This is a genomic window from Rhodococcus wratislaviensis, assembly GCF_041228765.1.
GTDB lineage: Bacteria > Actinomycetota > Actinomycetes > Mycobacteriales > Mycobacteriaceae > Rhodococcus_F > Rhodococcus_F wratislaviensis.
Genome location: NZ_CP150488.1, coordinates 3,206,232 through 3,222,911, shown reverse-complemented (window position 1 = coordinate 3,222,911; position 16,680 = coordinate 3,206,232). Strand labels below are relative to the sequence as shown.

16 protein-coding genes are annotated in these 16,680 nt (G+C 66.9%); 11 read left to right on the top strand and 5 right to left on the bottom strand.

Features of this window, described 5'->3' with window-relative positions; genetic code table 11:
• The first annotated feature begins 124 nt into the window (after positions 1–124).
• The 4 genes from WKC72_RS14685 (at position 125) to WKC72_RS14670 (ending at position 5,939) form a co-directional block, all read left to right on the top strand.
• A complete protein-coding gene (locus WKC72_RS14685; protein WP_370183102.1) occupies positions 125–3,337 on the top strand; it encodes an SNF2-related protein in 3,213 nt (1,070 codons plus the stop codon).
• A 46-nt stretch (positions 3,338–3,383) separates the two neighbouring features.
• Positions 3,384–3,800 carry an acyl-CoA thioesterase gene (locus tag WKC72_RS14680; protein WP_370183100.1) on the top strand — a complete coding sequence of 139 codons (417 nt, stop codon included), beginning with the start codon at positions 3,384–3,386 and terminating at the stop codon, positions 3,798–3,800.
• 44 nt (positions 3,801–3,844) lie between these two features.
• Positions 3,845–4,276: a hypothetical protein gene (locus tag WKC72_RS14675; RefSeq protein ID WP_037226914.1), complete on the top strand. Its 432-nt coding sequence runs from the start codon at positions 3,845–3,847 to the stop codon at positions 4,274–4,276.
• 166 nt (positions 4,277–4,442) lie between these two features.
• A complete protein-coding gene (locus WKC72_RS14670) occupies positions 4,443–5,939 on the top strand; it encodes a stealth family protein (protein WP_174484652.1) in 1,497 nt (498 codons plus the stop codon).
• Here WKC72_RS14670 and ppk2 read toward each other — a convergent pair whose 3' ends face one another.
• Positions 5,940–6,884 (bottom strand): polyphosphate kinase 2, encoded by a 945-nt coding sequence (gene ppk2, locus WKC72_RS14665; protein WP_009474342.1) that lies wholly within the window; start codon positions 6,882–6,884, stop codon positions 5,940–5,942. It lies immediately after the preceding gene.
• A gap of 56 nt (positions 6,885–6,940) precedes the next feature.
• Between ppk2 and WKC72_RS14660 the strand changes: the two genes are divergently transcribed.
• The gene (locus WKC72_RS14660) at positions 6,941–7,294 is read left to right on the top strand and encodes a helix-turn-helix domain-containing protein (protein WP_370183098.1); all 354 of its coding nucleotides are present in this window, start codon (positions 6,941–6,943) and stop codon (positions 7,292–7,294) included.
• Here the strand turns inward: WKC72_RS14660 and WKC72_RS14655 are convergent, their stop codons facing one another.
• The 3 genes from WKC72_RS14655 to WKC72_RS14645 all read right to left on the bottom strand — a co-directional run bounded on the left by WKC72_RS14655 (position 7,295) and on the right by WKC72_RS14645 (position 9,697).
• Entirely contained in the window at positions 7,295–8,224 is a 930-nt protein-coding gene (locus WKC72_RS14655) for a phosphodiesterase (protein WP_037226911.1), read from the bottom strand. It abuts the gene before it with no gap.
• Positions 8,225–8,360: 136 nt separating this feature from the next.
• Positions 8,361–9,233: a slipin family protein gene (locus tag WKC72_RS14650; RefSeq protein ID WP_065491879.1), complete on the bottom strand. Its 873-nt coding sequence runs from the start codon at positions 9,231–9,233 to the stop codon at positions 8,361–8,363.
• Positions 9,230–9,697, bottom strand: a complete 468-nt coding sequence (locus tag WKC72_RS14645; RefSeq protein WP_242322779.1) for an NfeD family protein — start codon at positions 9,695–9,697, stop codon at positions 9,230–9,232. Before WKC72_RS14645 ends, WKC72_RS14650 begins: the two co-directional genes overlap by 4 nt.
• Positions 9,698–9,836: 139 nt before the next feature.
• Between WKC72_RS14645 and WKC72_RS14640 the strand changes: the two genes are divergently transcribed.
• Positions 9,837–10,646 (top strand): HugZ family protein, encoded by an 810-nt coding sequence (locus WKC72_RS14640; protein WP_370183096.1) that lies wholly within the window; start codon positions 9,837–9,839, stop codon positions 10,644–10,646.
• A 675-nt stretch (positions 10,647–11,321) separates the two neighbouring features.
• Here WKC72_RS14640 and WKC72_RS14635 read toward each other — a convergent pair.
• The gene (locus WKC72_RS14635) at positions 11,322–11,723 is read right to left on the bottom strand and encodes a TM2 domain-containing protein (protein WP_370183094.1); all 402 of its coding nucleotides are present in this window, start codon (positions 11,721–11,723) and stop codon (positions 11,322–11,324) included.
• 336 nt (positions 11,724–12,059) lie between these two features.
• Between WKC72_RS14635 and WKC72_RS14630 the strand changes: the two genes are divergently transcribed.
• From WKC72_RS14630 to WKC72_RS14610, 5 genes are all read left to right on the top strand, one after another.
• Entirely contained in the window at positions 12,060–12,923 is an 864-nt protein-coding gene (locus tag WKC72_RS14630; protein ID WP_370183093.1) for a GIY-YIG nuclease family protein, read from the top strand.
• Positions 12,887–13,663: a hypothetical protein gene (locus WKC72_RS14625; protein WP_370183092.1), complete on the top strand. Its 777-nt coding sequence runs from the start codon at positions 12,887–12,889 to the stop codon at positions 13,661–13,663. Before WKC72_RS14630 ends, WKC72_RS14625 begins: the two co-directional genes overlap by 37 nt.
• Before the next feature lie 83 nt (positions 13,664–13,746).
• Positions 13,747–14,385, top strand: a complete 639-nt coding sequence (locus WKC72_RS14620; RefSeq protein WP_370183091.1) for a hypothetical protein — start codon at positions 13,747–13,749, stop codon at positions 14,383–14,385.
• A 204-nt stretch (positions 14,386–14,589) separates the two neighbouring features.
• Positions 14,590–15,786 carry an acyl-CoA dehydrogenase family protein gene (locus tag WKC72_RS14615; protein ID WP_370183090.1) on the top strand — a complete coding sequence of 399 codons (1,197 nt, stop codon included), beginning with the start codon at positions 14,590–14,592 and terminating at the stop codon, positions 15,784–15,786.
• A gap of 34 nt (positions 15,787–15,820) precedes the next feature.
• The gene (locus WKC72_RS14610) at positions 15,821–16,657 is read left to right on the top strand and encodes a mycofactocin-coupled SDR family oxidoreductase (protein WP_370183089.1); all 837 of its coding nucleotides are present in this window, start codon (positions 15,821–15,823) and stop codon (positions 16,655–16,657) included.
• The last annotated feature ends 23 nt before the right edge of the window (positions 16,658–16,680 follow it).

Sequence of the window (16,680 nt, the reverse complement as noted above, 5' to 3'; positions counted from 1 at the left end):
CCGATCGCTGGGATTCCCCCGCTGCACCGAAGTCTCCGATCGGGTGGGCAGCGCAACAAGGAACCCTGGGGTGGGACTCGCGGCACCCCGCGACTGTGTCGGATCGGTTGACTAACCTGTGGGCATGCTGCCTGGGGAGTTCCGCCATCTCGACGTGACGTCGATCAAGGCGGTCCTCGGCACCACCACGTACAGCCGCGGCGAGCAGTACGCCCGCGACAACGCGGTCATCCAGATGTCGTGGGATCCGGCGGCCAAGGAGCTGTGGGGCGAGGTGGCGGGAACGGCGAGGGAGCCGTACTCCGCGTCTGCGTTCGTCGTCTCCAGCATTGGCCGCACCGTGTACCGGTACGGGATCTGCACGTGTCCGGTCGGCATGAACTGCAAGCACGTCGCCGCCCTGCTGATCACCGCGATGAAACAGGCGCGGACCGAGGCCCAGGCGCCGGTCGCGCCCACCTGGGAGCGCTCGCTCGGTTCCTTGCTCACCGCCGAACCCTTCGGCGACTCCGGCGGGCGTTCGCCGCTCGCCATCCAGTTCCGGGTCCAGGCGTCGGCCGCCGACGCGGCACCTCAACTGCTGGTGCGGCCCGTCCAGCCGGGCAGCAAGGGCTGGATCGTCGGCGGGCTGGCGTGGAACAAGCTGGGCAGCCAGTTCCAGCATCCCGCCGAGCAGATCCGGGTACTGCACGAGATCCACCTGCTGTCCGTCGGGGGTCTGACCTACCGCCGCCAGAACCACACCGATCTCGACCTCGGCGTCTTTCCCAGCCGCCAGCTGTGGTCGCTACTCGACGAGGCGGCCCGGGTGGGTGTGGAGCTCATCCACTCCTCCAAGCGTCTGGGCGCACTCGCCCCCTACCGCTCGGCCGAGGTCTGCCTCGACGCCACCCGCGACGACACCACCGGCGCACTCGTCATGCGGCCGGTGGTCCGCGTCGACGGCGAGCCCGTGGACGCAGTGACCGTCGGTTTCATCGGCGTCCGCGCTCACGGCCTGTTCTACGTCGACGCGGACGAGCGCATTCACCTCGCGCGCCTCGACTCCGTCGTGCCCGGCCCGTTGCAGGATCTGGTGCGCCGCCGCACGCCCATCGAGGTTCCCGCCGCCGAGGAGTCCCGTTTCCTGACGGACTTCCTGCCGAAGCTGCGCAACCTGGCCACGGTGATCTCCTCGGACGGCTCGTTCGTCCCACCCGAGATCTCGGCTCCGACCCTGGTGATGCGGGCGTCGTATCTCCCCGATCACGAGGTCACCGTCGACTGGGAATGGTTGTACACCGTCGGCGACGACGAGCACCGTGCGCCGCTGACGGCCCGGACCCGCGGCGACGAGTACCGGGACGACGCCCGCGAACGCGCACTGCTCTACGAACTCGACATCGCCTGGGACAGATATGGGTTGGGGTCGGCCGGTCCGGAGGCGTCGGCGTTGCGCGGACTCGACACGATGCGGTTCACCACCGAGGTCCTGCCGCTGCTCCACGGCAAGTCGGACGTGTCGGTCGACGTCCTGGGCGAGCCGGCCGACTATCGGGAGGCCGGCGATTCCCTGGCCATCGGGGTGTCGGTCACCGCATCCGAGGGCGGCACCGACTGGTTCGATCTCGGTGTCACCCTCACCGTGGAGGGCCGGGACGTTCCGTTCGACCAGGTCTTTTCGGCGCTGGCCGCGGGGAAGACCGAGTTGCTGCTGCCCGACGGCGCCTACTTCTCCCTCGACAAACCCGAACTCCACACGCTGCGCAAGCTCATCGACGAGGCGCGGGCCCTCCGCGACCGCGCCGACGGGACGTTGCGCCTGAGCCGTTTCCAGGCGAGCCTGTGGGAGGAGTTCGCCGCGCTCGGCACCGTCGAACGTCAGGCGACGCAGTGGCGGCAGCAGGTGGACGGCCTGATGTCGCCGACCACCGTCGGGCCCGTGGACGTCCCCAGCACGCTCGACGCCCGGCTGCGCCCGTACCAGCTGGAGGGGTTCCGCTGGCTGGCCTTCCTGTGGGAGCACGGGCTCGGCGGCATCCTCGCCGACGACATGGGGCTCGGCAAGACGCTGCAGGCGCTGGCACTGATCTGTCATGCGCGGCAGTCGAATCCGGACGCGCCGCCGTTCCTCATCATCGCCCCCACCAGTGTCGTATCGAACTGGGAGTCCGAATCTGCCCGCTTCGCCCCGGGCGCGAACGTCGTCGCGATCTCCGACACCCGCTCGCGCAGGCGCGTCCCCCTGGGCGAACTGGTCGAGGGCGCCGACATCGTCGTCACGTCGTACACCCTGTTCCGCCTGGAGTTCGAGGCCTATGCGGAGGCCGCGTGGTCGGGGTTGATCCTCGACGAGGCGCAGTTCACCAAGAATCATCAGTCCAAGATCTACCAGTGCGTCCGCCGGCTCGAGACGCCGTTCAAGCTGGCGATCACCGGCACGCCGATGGAGAACAACCTGATGGAGCTGTGGTCGCTGCTGTCGATCACCGCCCCCGGACTGTTCCCGAACCCGGCCCGGTTCACCGACTACTACCGCAAGCCGATCGAGAAGCAGGGCGACACCGAGCTTCTGGCGCAGCTGCGCCGCCGGGTGAAACCGCTGATGCTGCGGCGCACCAAAGAACAAGTGGTGAAGGATCTTCCGGCCAAGCAGGAGCAGGTACTCGACGTCGAACTGCACCCGCGGCACCGCAAGGTCTACGACACCCATCTGCAGCGTGAGCGGCAGAAGATCCTCGGCCTGCTCGCCGACGTCGACAAGAACCGCTTCACGATCCTGCAGTCGCTGACCCTGCTGCGGCAGCTGAGCCTCGACGCCGGTCTGGTGGACGCCGAGTACCACGACGTCCCGTCCGCGAAGGTGGATGCCCTGCTCGAGCAGCTCGCCGACGTCGTCGCGGGCGGTCACCGGGCGCTGGTGTTCAGCCAGTTCACCGGGTTCCTCGGCAAGATCCGCGACCGGCTCGCGGACGCCGGCATCGCGCACAGCTATCTCGACGGCAGCACCCGTCGTCGCGGCGACGTGCTCCGCGAGTTCAAGGAGGGCGCCGCCCCGGTGTTCCTGATCAGCCTCAAGGCGGGCGGCTTCGGGCTGAACCTCACGGAGGCCGACTACTGTTTCATCCTCGACCCGTGGTGGAACCCGGCGACGGAGGCTCAGGCCGTGGACCGGGCGCATCGCATCGGGCAGACGCGGAACGTGATGGTGTATCGGCTGATCGCAAAGGACACGATCGAAGACAAGGTGATGGCGCTGAAGGTGAAGAAGTCGGCGCTGTTCGCGAGCGTGATGGACGCCGACTCCCTGCTCAGCTCCAGCCTCGACGCCGACGACCTCCGCGGGTTGTTCGAGTAGTCCCCTGAGAATGCCGGCCCACCGGCGTCTGGGTAATGTCCGAGCCATGCCTCGTTACACGATTGCCCTGCGGAACAACGCCACGCCGGACGCGCCGGCGTCCGTGAGCCGCCATGTGCCGTTCTACTGCGCGCACGAGGCGGCGGGTGCGGCGTGGAAGCGGGCGCTCGACGAGGCGTGCGGCGACCTGCTCGACCCGGTCACGCAGACCGCCGTGGTGAATGTCGTCAGCAACTTCGGACGCGAACTGTTCACCGGCGACGCGGACGTCGTCGTTACCCTGGACCGGATCGGCAGCACCTCGCTGACCTTCCTGATCACCCTCCACCAGGACGGTGTGCAGGCCGCGGAGCTGACCGTCGTACTCGTGCATCTCGATTCGAGCCGGGTGAACTCGGCGCCGTGGTCGCCGGGGCAGATCGCGGCGCTCGAGGCGTTGCGGAGCGCTCCGGCCGTCGCCTGACCTCGATCGATCGAAGTTTCAACGACGCCTGATCTGGGCATTTGATGGACATGAGTATCGAAGACGGGCCCGGTGACACGCTGAGCCCCAGCGAGAGCCTGGACTCCGACGACGTGCGCAACAACGACGGCGACGACGTCGTCGATCCGCCCGACGGGTGGAGTGAGGCCGACAAGTTCGGCACCACGGCGCGCGAGGAGCGGGAGGGTGAATCCCTGGACGAGAAGTTGTCCGAGGAAGAGCCCGACGTGATGCTCGAGGAGCAGAGCGAGGTGTCGTTGGCGGACCTCCCCGACGACCAGCTGACCGAGGACGTCGACCGTGTCATCGACGACGAGGACATCGACATTCCGGTGTTCGGGAACAAGCACGCCGACGTGGTCGAGGGCGTCATCGTGCAGGACTCGCGCACCGACCGGGGGCAGATCGACGGGTCCGCGGAGGACGGCGACTCGTTCTTCACCGTCCTGGACTGACAGGGCCCCCGAAACGGGGCCTACACTGGCACTGATCGCACTCGCGACAGCCACCGAAAGGCCCGACATTACGCAATCCTCCGCTCCGCATGACGTCTACTTCGTACCCCCGGAGCAGGAGACCGCGGACGCCGTCGCCCACGCCTCCGCCGCCGCGGCGTCGAGACTGCGCGACCGCGCCGACGTGGTCCGGTTCAAGGGCCGCTTCGCGCTGCCCATCACGCACACCACCCCGCACGAGGCGATGGTCGAGGACCTGCTGTTCGTCCGCGACGTCCTCGACGGCGCCGGGATCGAGTACCTGCTGGTGCGGGGCAACGACGAACGCCCGGTCATCGCGGTCAACTGGGCGCAGCGGAAGGCGTTGCGGGCGGCCCTGGTCGCCGCGTGTGAGGACCGTCCGTTCTACTCCAAGACCGTCGACGCCAAGGGTCCCGCGGTCCTGGTCTCCGACGGCAGCCTGTCCGCGACGTCGAAGGCCCGCATCTTCCGGCTGTTCCGTCCGCGCGTGCACCTGGCGAGCGGCCTGAATTACGGGGCGTCGACGGGGGTGCAGATCGAGTTGTGGTCGATCAGCGACGACGAGATCGTGCTGCCGATGGAGAACTCCCTGACCCGGCGCGTGGTGCGCTCGGAGGAGGCTGTCCGCGGCACCGTCGAGCGGTTCGGGCGGGTGTGGCCGACCATCGAGAACATGTTCGCAGACCATGCGTCGGACATCAATTTCGACGTCGACCTGGTGTTCTCCTGGGTGGACGGCTCGTCGGCGGAGTTCCAGGCGCAGCGCGCCAAGCGGATGCAGAACTACGTGGTCGGTGAGGGCGACGATTCCGCCGCCCGGTTCCGGCAGATCGACGAGCTCAAGTACGCGCTGCGCTCGGTCCACATGTACGCCCCGTGGATTCGCCGCATCTTCGTCGCCACCGACTCCGACCGTCCCGCGTGGCTCGCCGACGACCCGCGCGTCACGTTCATGCCGAGCGAGGAGTTCTTCGCCGACCCGTCGGTGCTGCCCACCCACAACTCGCAGGCCGTCGAGAGCCAGCTGCACCACATCCCCGGCCTCGCCGAGCATTTCCTGTACTCCAACGACGACATGTTCTTCGGCCGCTCGGTGGGTCCGCAGATGTTCTTCTCCCCCGGCGGCATCACGATGTTCATCGAGGCGACCACCCGAATCGGGCTGGGCCACAACGACGACGAGCGCAGCGGCTTCGAGAACGCGGCCCGCGTGAATCGCCGGCTGCTGCAGGACCGCTTCGGTCTGATGACCACCCGGCACCTCGAACATGCCGCCACCCCGCTCCGCAAGAGCGTGATGGAGGAGATGGAGAAGGAGTTCCCCGACGAGTTCGCCGCTACGGCCGCAAGCACTTTCCGCGCCAGCACCAACATTTCGGTGACGAACTCGCTGTATCACTACTACGCGTTGATGAGTGGTCGCGCGGTGGTGCAGACGGCGGCTCGGGTGAAGTACGTCGACACCACGATGAAGTCGGGGCTCCGCGACATGGACTCGCTGCTCGCGAAGCGGTCGATGGACTTCTTCTGTCTCAACGACGGCAGCGCACCCGAGATCGACCTGGAGTTGCGCACCAAAAAGGTGACGCAGTTCCTGGAGAACTACTTCCCCATCCCGGCACCGTGGGAGACCGGGATCTGATCAGACGGCGGGAAACGCGTCTTCCGGGCGCTCGCCCTCGTCGTAGACCGTTGCGGGAGAACCGATGAGGAGCGGGTCGGGGGTGCCGACCACCCGCGGGTCCTTGCCGGTGTAGTCGAATTTGTGGAGCACCCAGCGGATCGCCTCGATCCGGGCCCGCTTCTTGTCGTTCGATTTCACGACCGTCCACGGCGCCTGCGGGGTGTCGGTGTAGAAGAGCATCGCCTCTTTGGCCTCGGTGTAGGCGTCCCACTTGTCGAGGCTCGCGAGGTCGGTGGGCGACAGCTTCCACTGCTTGACGGGGTCGGTGCTGCGGGACACGAACCGGGCGTGCTGTTCCTCCCGGCCCACCGAGAACCAGAACTTGATGATGTGGATGCCCGACTGCACGAGCATCCGCTCGAACTCCGGCGCAGACCGGGTGAACTCCAGGTACTCGTTGGGGGTGCAGTAGCCCATGACGCGTTCGACGCCGGCCCGGTTGTACCAGGAGCGGTCCATCATCACGATCTCCCCGCCCGCGGGCAGGTGCTGCACGTACCGCTGGAAGTACCACTGGGTGCGTTCGCGTTCGGTGGGCTTCTCCAGCGCCACCACCCGCGCACCACGAGGGTTGAGGTGTTCGGTGAACCGCTTGATCGCGCCACCCTTGCCGGCCGCGTCCCGGCCCTCGAAGATGATGACGACCTTCTCGCCGTTCTCCTTCACCCACGCCTGGAACTTCAGCAACTCGATCTGCAGTTTGCGCTTGCGGTTCTCGTACTGCCGTCGCGTCATCTTCTCGTCGTACGGGTACCCGTGCCGCCACGGCTCGTCCGTGTCGTCGATGGCGTGTTTGCGGCCCGACTTGCGCAGCAACTCCCCGATCTCGTCTATCTCCGGTGTCACGTCGATCTGACCGGCACGTGCGAGTTCGAAGGCGTCGGGATCGTGCAATTCGTCCACACAGCAAGACTACCGCCGCGGGGCCTCGCCGTCCGGGCTCATGAGATCGTAAACCCATGAGCATCGACCACATCGTTTCCGCGCTCGACCCGACCGTCGCGGCCGAGCTCCGGACCGCCCTCGACGCGTCGCCGATCGTCACCCTCGACGGAATGGTGCTGCCCGACCCCGCGCGCGACGCGGTCCTCGAACTGCTCACCCTGCTCGCCGACGGGCAGAGTGTGGCACTCGGCGCGGTCGCGGACCTGCTCACCACGTCCCAGGCCGCGGAGATCCTCGGCGTCTCCGACACCTACGTGCGCCGGCTCGCCGACTCCGGCGCCCTGCCCATCGAGATGCGCGGCACCCACCGCCGGTTCCGGCTCTCCGACGTCATGGCGTACCGGGAGAAGTTCCCGCGCAGGGGCTGACTACACCCGCACCCGCGTGACGGCCTGCTCCCCGATGTCCGGGATCCGCACGCCCTCGGCCGCGAGCCGCTGCTCGGTTTCCTCGGCGGTGACGTATTCGCCGACGGTGTCGTAGCTGCCCATCGGGACCACCGAATGCACGATCGTCTCCGGGTACACGTGTACGAGGTTGTAGCCCTGGGCGCCGTCGCGTCCGCGCAGCGCCCCGGCCGGGACGTTGAGGTCCTGGGTGTAGCAGGTGGCCGACGCGACGGAGACGGGGATGCCCGCGAACGTCGCCGTCGTCGAGTAGTGCAGATGTCCCGCGAGGATCGACCGGACGTCGCTGCCGCGCAGCACGTCGGCGAGGCGGGGCTGGTCTCGCAGTTCCACCAGCACCGCCAGGTCGAGCACGCACGGCACCGGCGGGTGGTGCAACGCCAGGATGGTCCCGTGCGGCGCCGGAACCGCGAGCTGCTGTGCCAGCCAGAGCAATTGGCTCTCGGAGATCTCCCCGTGGTGATGTCCGGGCACCGTCGTGTCGAGGGTGACGATGCGCAGTCCGTCGACGTCGTAGACGTGGTCGATCGGCTCGTACGACGGTTCCTGCCCGAGCAGTTCCGTCCGGAAGTGGCCGCGGTCGTCGTGGTTGCCCATCGCCCAGATCACCTGCGCACCGAGCGACGCCGCGACCGGTTCGACGATCGCCCGCAGCTTCTCGTAGGCGCCCGGCTGGCCGCGGTCGGTGAGGTCGCCGGTGAACACCAGGGCGTCCGGGCGGGCGTGCGACGACTCGATCTCGGTGAAGATCTGCCGCAGGGTGGCCTCGCTGTCGACGGCCCCGTACAGCAGGTCGTCGTCGACGAGATGGGTGTCGCTGAGGTGCAGCACGAAATGTGACGGTCGCGGATACTCGGCCGTCCGTATGTCGGCTGCCTCGGTGCCGCTCATCGGTCTCTCGCTTCCGCTCGCCCCGACGGGGCAGGTGCCCGGGTGGACGCCACTGTGTGTCCACCCTAGCCAAGCGCACTCCGGTCACCTCCCGGGGCACGCGCGGTGGCCGGAGGGTGAACGGTAGGGCACGACGTCAGTTTCGTGCGTGGTGCGGTGCGCGCGCCTCCGGGCCGGCGGGCGGGATCATCGCGGCGAGGTTGGCCTGGGCCTCGAACCGGGCGCGCTCGTCGCCGTCGTCCGCCGCTGCCGCGTCCTTGGCCGCGGTGAGGAACGGTCGGACCAGGTCGAGGGGCATCGGGAAGACGACGGTCGAGTTGTTCTCGCCGCCCATCGCGCTCAGGGTCTGCAGGTAGCGCAGTTGCAGGGTGGTCGGGTTGCGGCTGATGACGTCGGCGGCCTCGACGAGTTTCGCGGAGGCTTGGAACTCGGCTTCGGCGTTGATGATCTTGGCGCGGCGTTCGCGTTCCGCCTCGGCCTGCCGGGCGATGGCCCGTTGCATGTTGGCGGGGATCTCGACGTCCTTGATCTCGACGGTGGTGACCTTCACACCCCACGGCTCGGTCTGCTGATCGATGACCTTCTGCAGGTCTTCGTTGAGGCGCTCCCGCTCGCCCAGCAGCGCGTCGAGGTCGGCCTTGCCGAGGATCGAGCGCAGGGTGGTCTGGGCGATCTGCAGGGTGGCGGCCAGGAAGTCCTCGACCTCGACGATCGCGCGGTCGGCGTCGACCACCCGGAAGTAGGCGACGGCGGTGACCTTGGCAGGCACGTTGTCGTGGGTGATCACTTCCTGGACGGGGATCTTCAGGGTCACGGTCCGCAGGCTGACCCGTTCCATCCGGTCGATCGCCGGGATCAGCAGCACGAGGCCCGGGCCCTTCAGGTCGACCAGCCGGCCCAGCCGGAACACGACTGCCCGCTCGTACTCGCGGAGCACCCGGATCGAGCTGCTCGCGAGGACCGCGAGGAGGGTGATGACGACGCACAGGATGACGATGATGGTGGTCATAGCGGCAGCTCCCAAGGTTCGCGGCGGCGCACGGTGAGGGTGAGTCCGCGGATCTGCTCGACGATGACGGAGTCGCCGGCGGTCGGTGTCTCGTCGTCCCCGAACAGTGTTTGCGCCTTCCACAGGCTTCCGGCGGCCTCGACCTGACCTTGCCGTCCCTTCCAGTTGCGGACGGTGGCGTCGGATCCGATGAGGGATTGCATTCCGGTGCGCACGGGCGCGTGTCCGGCGGCGAGCGCCTTCCGGCCGCCGACCACGGCGAGCCCCACACCGACCACCGCGACTCCGGCGGCCGCCGGGATGGCGATCATCTGCGCGGTGTCGCTGGACGTGAACAGCAGCCACACCCCGGCGCCGACGAACAGTGCCCCGAGCCCGCCGAGCACACCCGCGGTCGGTGCGTGTGCCTCGACGACGATCAACAGCACACCCAGCACCAGCGCCAGCACGCCCAACGCGGTCATCTCGCATCACCCACGATCACGCTTCACGAGGACCCGGTCGCACTCGCATAGCCACTCGGCGATCGAGCCCTCAGTTCAACGGTAAGCGCAGGTCGACGGCAATGCCACCGGCAATTTGCGGCGGGGTACCGTTCAACGAATGACCAACCTTGATCACGGAGATCCCGGCGACGCCCCGACCGTGCCACCGCCGTTGGAGGAGGTCGCCAACCCGGCCCGCCCGTCCGCTGCCGAGGAGGCCCGGACGGTCGCGGCCACGACGAACGTGGGCACCCTCGCGAGCCTGACCAGGGACGGCGACCCATGGGCGTCGTTCGTCACCTACGGTCTGCTCGACGGCTCGCCCGTGCTGTGTGTGTCGCAGATGGCCGAGCACGGACGCAACCTCGCGCACGATCCCCGCGCCAGCATCGCGATCGTCGCGCCGAACCCGCCCGCCGATCCGCTGGCCAGCACCCGCATCACCCTCGCCGGGTACGTCTATCGCCCGGAAGGCGACGAGCTCGCCGCCGCCCGGGAGGCGCACCTGGCGGCTGTCCCGGCAGCGCACGTCTACATCGACTTCAGCGACTTCTCGCTCTGGGTGCTGCGCGTTCAGCGTGTGCGGTGGGTCGGCGGCTACGGGCGGATGGATTCGGCGACCGAAGAGTCCTACGCCGCCGCGACAGCAGACCCCGTCACCCCGCATTCCGGCCGGGCGATCGAGCACCTCAACGCCGACCACGCGGACGCCCTGCGCGCGATGGCCCAGGCGCTCGGCGGCTTCCCCGATGCGAAGTCGGCCATCTGTGAGGGCGCCGACCGCTACGGACTGGACCTGCGCGTCACCACCCCCCGCGGCGTGGCCGTGACCCGCGTCGGATACGCGGAACCACTCGACTCCGCCGACCAGTTGCGCGCGGCGACAGTCGCTTTGACAGAACAGGCCCGGGCGCTCACCGGTCGGTAAGCTCGTGACGCCTGGGGTAACTCCCTCCCCGACCGACCAGCCCGAGTGAGAGCGGCGAGCTTCGTGCTCGCCGCTCTCGCGGACCGAAAATGTGCGTGGTCGGTCCCTAGAATCCCCAATAGGCGCAACCATCTCCACTGACCAGACCGTCGCGGCACGCGCGATATGCCTCGAGGCAGCCTCCGGTCGCACAGCCACTCGCCTCGGCATCCGCTCGGCTTCGCTCTTCCACGTCCGAGGCAATTGCTGCCGGGTCAGGGTATGAACCGCCGGTGTACGGATTGCGGCAAGTGACGCCGTCACATTCGAACGCGTTCGCCTGGCGTTCACTTTCGAGGTAACGCTCGCCGCCGAGTTGATCGAAACACCACTGCGAGTAGGACGTCGTCCCGTCGCTCCACAGAGCCGGCCCAGGCGTGCCCTCGTAGCACTCGACGACGAAGGGCTCCGCCTCCACCGGTTCCGGGGTCGCAACTACCTCGCTCGCTTCTGTGACGACGGGGGCCCGCCGCACGACATCCGTCGTGCTTGGCGGAAGCACTGCTGCAGTCGTCGTTGCCACAGGGGCCGCTGACGTTGCCGTAACCGCGGGCGGTGGCTCGGACGCGCCGTCACCGCAGGCGGTCAGTACGACCGCGAGCGCGGCGATTGCGAGGCAGTGTCTCAGCATGATTGCTACCTCAGTGGGAGTCCGTTCTTGTCCTTCGGTTCGCCCGCGAGAAGCACGATGCCGTCGATGAGGGGCCAGATCCACGCGACGAAGAGCCACATTCCGAGGGACACGACGGTAAGCACAATGTTCACGATCAGCATCGCGAATCCGAGTCCGGTGTGGCCGGCGTAGAAGCGTCCCGCGCCGAAGTACCCGAAGAAGAGACTGAGCAGGCCGGCGGCGAGCTTCGTCTTGTGCGAGTAGGGCAATCCCGTCACCGGGTGGTAGCCGTACGCCGCGGGCTGTTGCATTCCCGATCCCTGGCCGGAGTTCTGGGCTGGATGCGCGAAGTGCTGCTGCCCGTATGGCTGCACTCCAGACAGCTGTTGCGGTTGTTCACCGTAGGGAGGCTGGGGATGGGTCATCGGCAAAGTCCTTCGGAAGACGTGTGGAGAAGCATGAACATGACTACGGACGGCGTCGACCAGGCCGATCCGCGCCGCTGGCGTATACATCACTACTACTGCGGCGCTTTGCAATCCACTCAACGCTCACTTCATAACACGGACCCGACGTCGTCCGGTATCAGTCGCATGACTGTATCTGTCGCACACAGACACGCACACGGATCCCGCGCTCCTCGCGGGCGGTCAATTGTCATCGCGAAACACAGTGCCGGCGCGGCCAACCCCTGGCGCTTACCGGGAAATTGGATCGGGCGACCGACAGAAGACGTCCGCCGTTGGCTCTAATGTGTTCGCATGAGCAACACGGATGCGGCAGCGGCCTGGGCAGACAAGCGCGGGTTCCTTCCCGAGGTTCCCTTCGGCGATGTCCGGTCGACGGCATTACCTGCGAACGGTCCCCGTCAGAGCGGCTACTACCTCCTCCGATTCGACAACGACACGTACTACGTCGGCGAGTCCGTCGACCTTCGCTCACGCATGGGAGGCCATGCAGCAAAGTGGGGGTCGGAGATCACCTCGGTACGCATCCTTCCGGAGACGGCGTCCAAGCAGGAGCTCAAGAAGTACGAGCGATTCCTCACGCACGAACTCGAGAGCAAGGAGGTCCGGCTGCGCAACGTTCTCAACGCCAGCATCACAGCGGGACGCGATGCGCTCGATGAGTTGCTGTCCGACGAGGAACAAGCCCGCTGGATTCTGAACCCCCGTGAGTACAACGGTGGGGATCAGACGCCGTTGAAGGCAATCCCCGATCAAGAGGTTTGTTACTCGACTGCTGCTCGGCGCTACACGGACGCACCACATTCGACGGCGGTTACCAAGGTATTGCGAACCTACCTGGAGTCGTGCGTGCCGGTGCCTCGCGCAACCGAATTCCAGTATTGGGGTGTCAGCGCGGGAACGTTCTCGGGCACGCACTCGCCTCGTCGGTTCTGCGTCAATGTCGGGAAAATGGAAACCTTCGTCGTCCATGAAGACAGGCGGGTTCCCGGCGAACTCTTCGGGTTCGTCAATGTTCGTGAAAGCGTGCTGTTCCCGAACACGCGAGCCAAGTGGGGGCTCCGGCGGCGTCACCCCAAAGTACGCATCAGAACGGTCCACTTGACGATGCGGGAAGCGACATGGTGCGACTGCAGGTCCGCGGACTCACGGAACTAGAACGACTCCTCGCGGATCCACAGGTCACTGCCGCCGCGGCGAGGTTGGTGTTGGACGTGATGCGCAAGCACTTCTGCGTGTATACCAGGTATCACTGCCCGCAGGTCGTACAACTCGTCTATCCCGAGTACCCCCGCCCTGCCACTCCCGCAGCGTCCGCCGCGGCGTCAGCTGACAACTCACCCAAACCGTCCACCAATGACGAGGCCGAAATCAACGGAAAGATCATGCCGCACACGGAATCCGACGACGTTGCCCAGCTCGACGAAGACGAGTGCTACTGGATCGTCGGATGCGGCACCAAGCGATCAGGCCGCAACCAGGTGGAGGACTTCCAGGCGTCCGGCGAGTGGCGAATGGATCCCGATCCCAGTTACGAGCCCAAGGTACTCGACATGCGGGTGGGCGAGCAGATCGTCGTACGAACACGGAAGAACGTGACGGACGACGTGCCGTTCGACCGGCGAGACAACTCGGTGTCCGTGATGGAGTTCCATCTTCGCGGTGCCATCACCGACAACCCCGGCGATGGTTGCTCGGTCAAGGTGGAGTGGGAGAAGGCCGCCCCCACGCCGAGACGGTACTACCTGTACACCAGCCAGGACACGGTGTGGCCGGTCGGCCGCAACATGCGCCCTGAGTGGGACGACCTCATCGCTTTCGCGTTCGACGATCAAGACCAGGACATCGACTACTTCCGCAACCTGCGATTCTGGGCGCCGCGCTTCGGGGACAGGTGACGCCCTCGCGTCCGTTGTGGGGACAGGTGATGCGGTACAAGATCGCATACTCCCCGGGCGAATGCTGCGAGACCGACGGATGGATGCAGGTCGGGGCGACACACATCGAACGGCACCGGGAACGGCGGCTGGTGTGTGAGCTGTACCCGGGCGTCCTCGTCGTCGAAGGGGGCCGCGTCCAGACGATGCTGTCATTCGGCGACGAGGTCGAGACGCTACCGGATGACCTGCGTGAGGCATTCACCATTCCCGGCAGACAGGCTCAGACTGCCGCCGACCGATTCGGCGACCTGGTCGATTTCGCTGCCCTCAGCCGCTACTTCGACGGGCCGCACAGGATCCGAACCGCACTGCCTCCCGGTGCCTGGGCACGGCCGGCCTGGACCGCACGTGCTGTCGCGGGACTGCCCATGCTCGAGGTGAGGGTCACACACTTCACCACCATTCCCGGTTCGCGGACCTTGGTCTGCGAACCGGGAATTCTGGTCGTCGCAAAGTACGGTCTGTACGGTACTGACCTACGGAAATGCGGTCGAGCTGCTACCGCCACGCAGCGACGAGCGCCTGGCAATGACCATTGGACAAGCCGTTTTCGCCGCCGTGCAGCTCGGCAGGCAGATGTCGAGTCAAACGAGGAAGTGGCCACCACCGCAGTGGGTGCGCGGGCGAGACCTGAGAAACAGATGACCCGTCGTCCACAGGGCGCTTCTCACGCGGAGTGACCGCGGCAATTAACGACAGTTGAGCGGGCGAGCTTCACACTCACCGCATTACCCGACTGGGTGACCACGTAGTGGACCACGTGGTCACCCGCCTGTGTGCAACGCGCGAACCGACCATTGTGATTCAGGTCATACCGCGATCTCGTCCCCGCCGACACGTGCGGTGGACGACGAGCCGAGTTGCATACCAGGAAGGTCATTTCCATGACGCAAACCGTTGATCGATCAGTGTCCGCCCTCGCCGATCGGGAGCCTGTCGACTATCTCGCCCGGGCGAAGGCGGTCGCTCGCATCGTCGAGCAGGAGGCGGATGCGATCGAGCGTGACGCGACGATCACCAGGCCGGTGTACGAGGCCCTCGCCGAGGCGGAGCTGTTCTGGACCCTCGTCCCGACGGAGTTCGGTGGCGGCGGGCTGGGCATCGTGCAGGCACTCGAAGTGATCGAGGAGATTTCGCGGGCCGACGCGTCGACGGGTTGGGCGCTGATGGCCAACTCCTTCAGCACCGGCATCGCCGCCGGATTCATGAACGACGAGGGCGCCCGCGAGATGTTCGGCGGTCCGGACCGCGGCATCACTGCGGGCATGATCATGCCGACCGGCAAGGCCGTCCGCGTCGACGGCGGTTACCGCGTCACCGGCCGTTACCAGTTCGCGAGCGGATCGGCGCACGCCACGTGGATCGGCGCGGGATTCGTCGTCCACGACGACAACGGGAACCCCATCGTGGACGAGGCCGGCACCCCCGACTGCCGCGTCGGTTTCCTCCCGCGGGCCGACGTCGAGTTCCTCGGCAACTGGAACGTGATGGGTCTGGTCGGCACGGGCAGCTACGACTACGCCGTCCACGACCGCTTCATTCCCGACAAGTTCACGATGGAGACGTTCTCGACCACCCCCGTCCGCTCCGAGCCCGTATACCAACTGGGACTGCTCGGCATCGGCGTCGGCGGGCACGCCCCCGTGGCACTCGGACTGGCGAAGAGGGCGCTCGAGGAGATCGTCCGGATCGTCGCGAACAAGGCACGTCCCGGCTACGCCACGGTGGTCGGCGAGTCGGAACTGTTCCGCCGCGAGTTCAGCAAGTACGAGGCTCTCTACCAGGCGACTCGCCTGTACGTGTACGCCGCCCACGAGGACGCCGAGGCCAGTGCGCGCGCCGGTGTGGAGATCACCGAGGAGCAGCGCGCCCGGTTGCGTCAGGTCATCACCTGGTCGCAGGAAGTGGCCGGTGAGATCGTCGGCTTCGCGCACCGCTGGGCCGGCAGCCAGTCGATCCGCAACCCCAGTGCCCTCGGCCGGTGCGTGCGCGACGCCGCCGTCGCGACGCAGCACATGCTGGTCGATCAGATCACCCTCGTCGACGCCGCAACACCGATCATGCGCGCATACGCCGTCTGAAGACCCCAGTTCATTCACAACGGAAGGACCCCTGATGGGAAAGCTTGAAGGCAAGGTCGCGCTGGTAACGGGAGCTGCACGCGGGCAGGGGCGCTCGCATGCGATCCGGCTCGCGGAAGAAGGTGCCGACGTCATCATCGTCGACATCTGCGCCAAGCCGGCAACGACGAAGTACCGCGGCGCGACGGAGGACGAACTCCAGGAAACAGCCCGGCACATCGAGAAGTTCGGGCAGCGGGCCCACGTCGCAGTCGCCGACGTACGGTCGCTGAGTCAGCTCCAGGACGTGGTCGCAGAGGGTGTCGCGAAGCTCGGACGGCTCGACACCGTGGTGGCGAACGCCGGCATCTTCTCGTCCGCCCCGCTGCACGAGCTCACAGAAGAGCAGTGGGACGAAATGGTGGACATCAACCTGTCGGGCGTATGGAAGACGATGCGGGCCACCGTCCCCCACCTGATCGAGCAGGGCGAGGGCGGGTCGATCGTCCTGATCAGCTCCACCGGCGGTTTGCAGGGTTTCCCCAACTTCGCGCACTACGTCGCCGCGAAGCACGGGGTCACCGGACTCGCCCGCACCGCCGCCAATGAGCTGGGCGCCCATCGGATTCGGTGCAACTCCGTCCATCCCACGTCGGTGCTGACGGACATGATCGACAACGAGGACATGTACCGCTTGTTCCGTCCCGATCTGGAGACGCCCACACACGAGGATTTCCGTGAGGCGTGCGAAACGGCGATGAACGTGCTGCCGACTCCGTGGATCGAGCCGGTGGATGTCAGCAACGCCGTGGTGTGGCTGGCGTCGGATGCGGCACGCTATGTCACCGGCATCGCGATGCCCGTCGACGCGGGTGCCCTCAACAAGGTCTGACCAGCACCTCCCTGCGGGTGCGG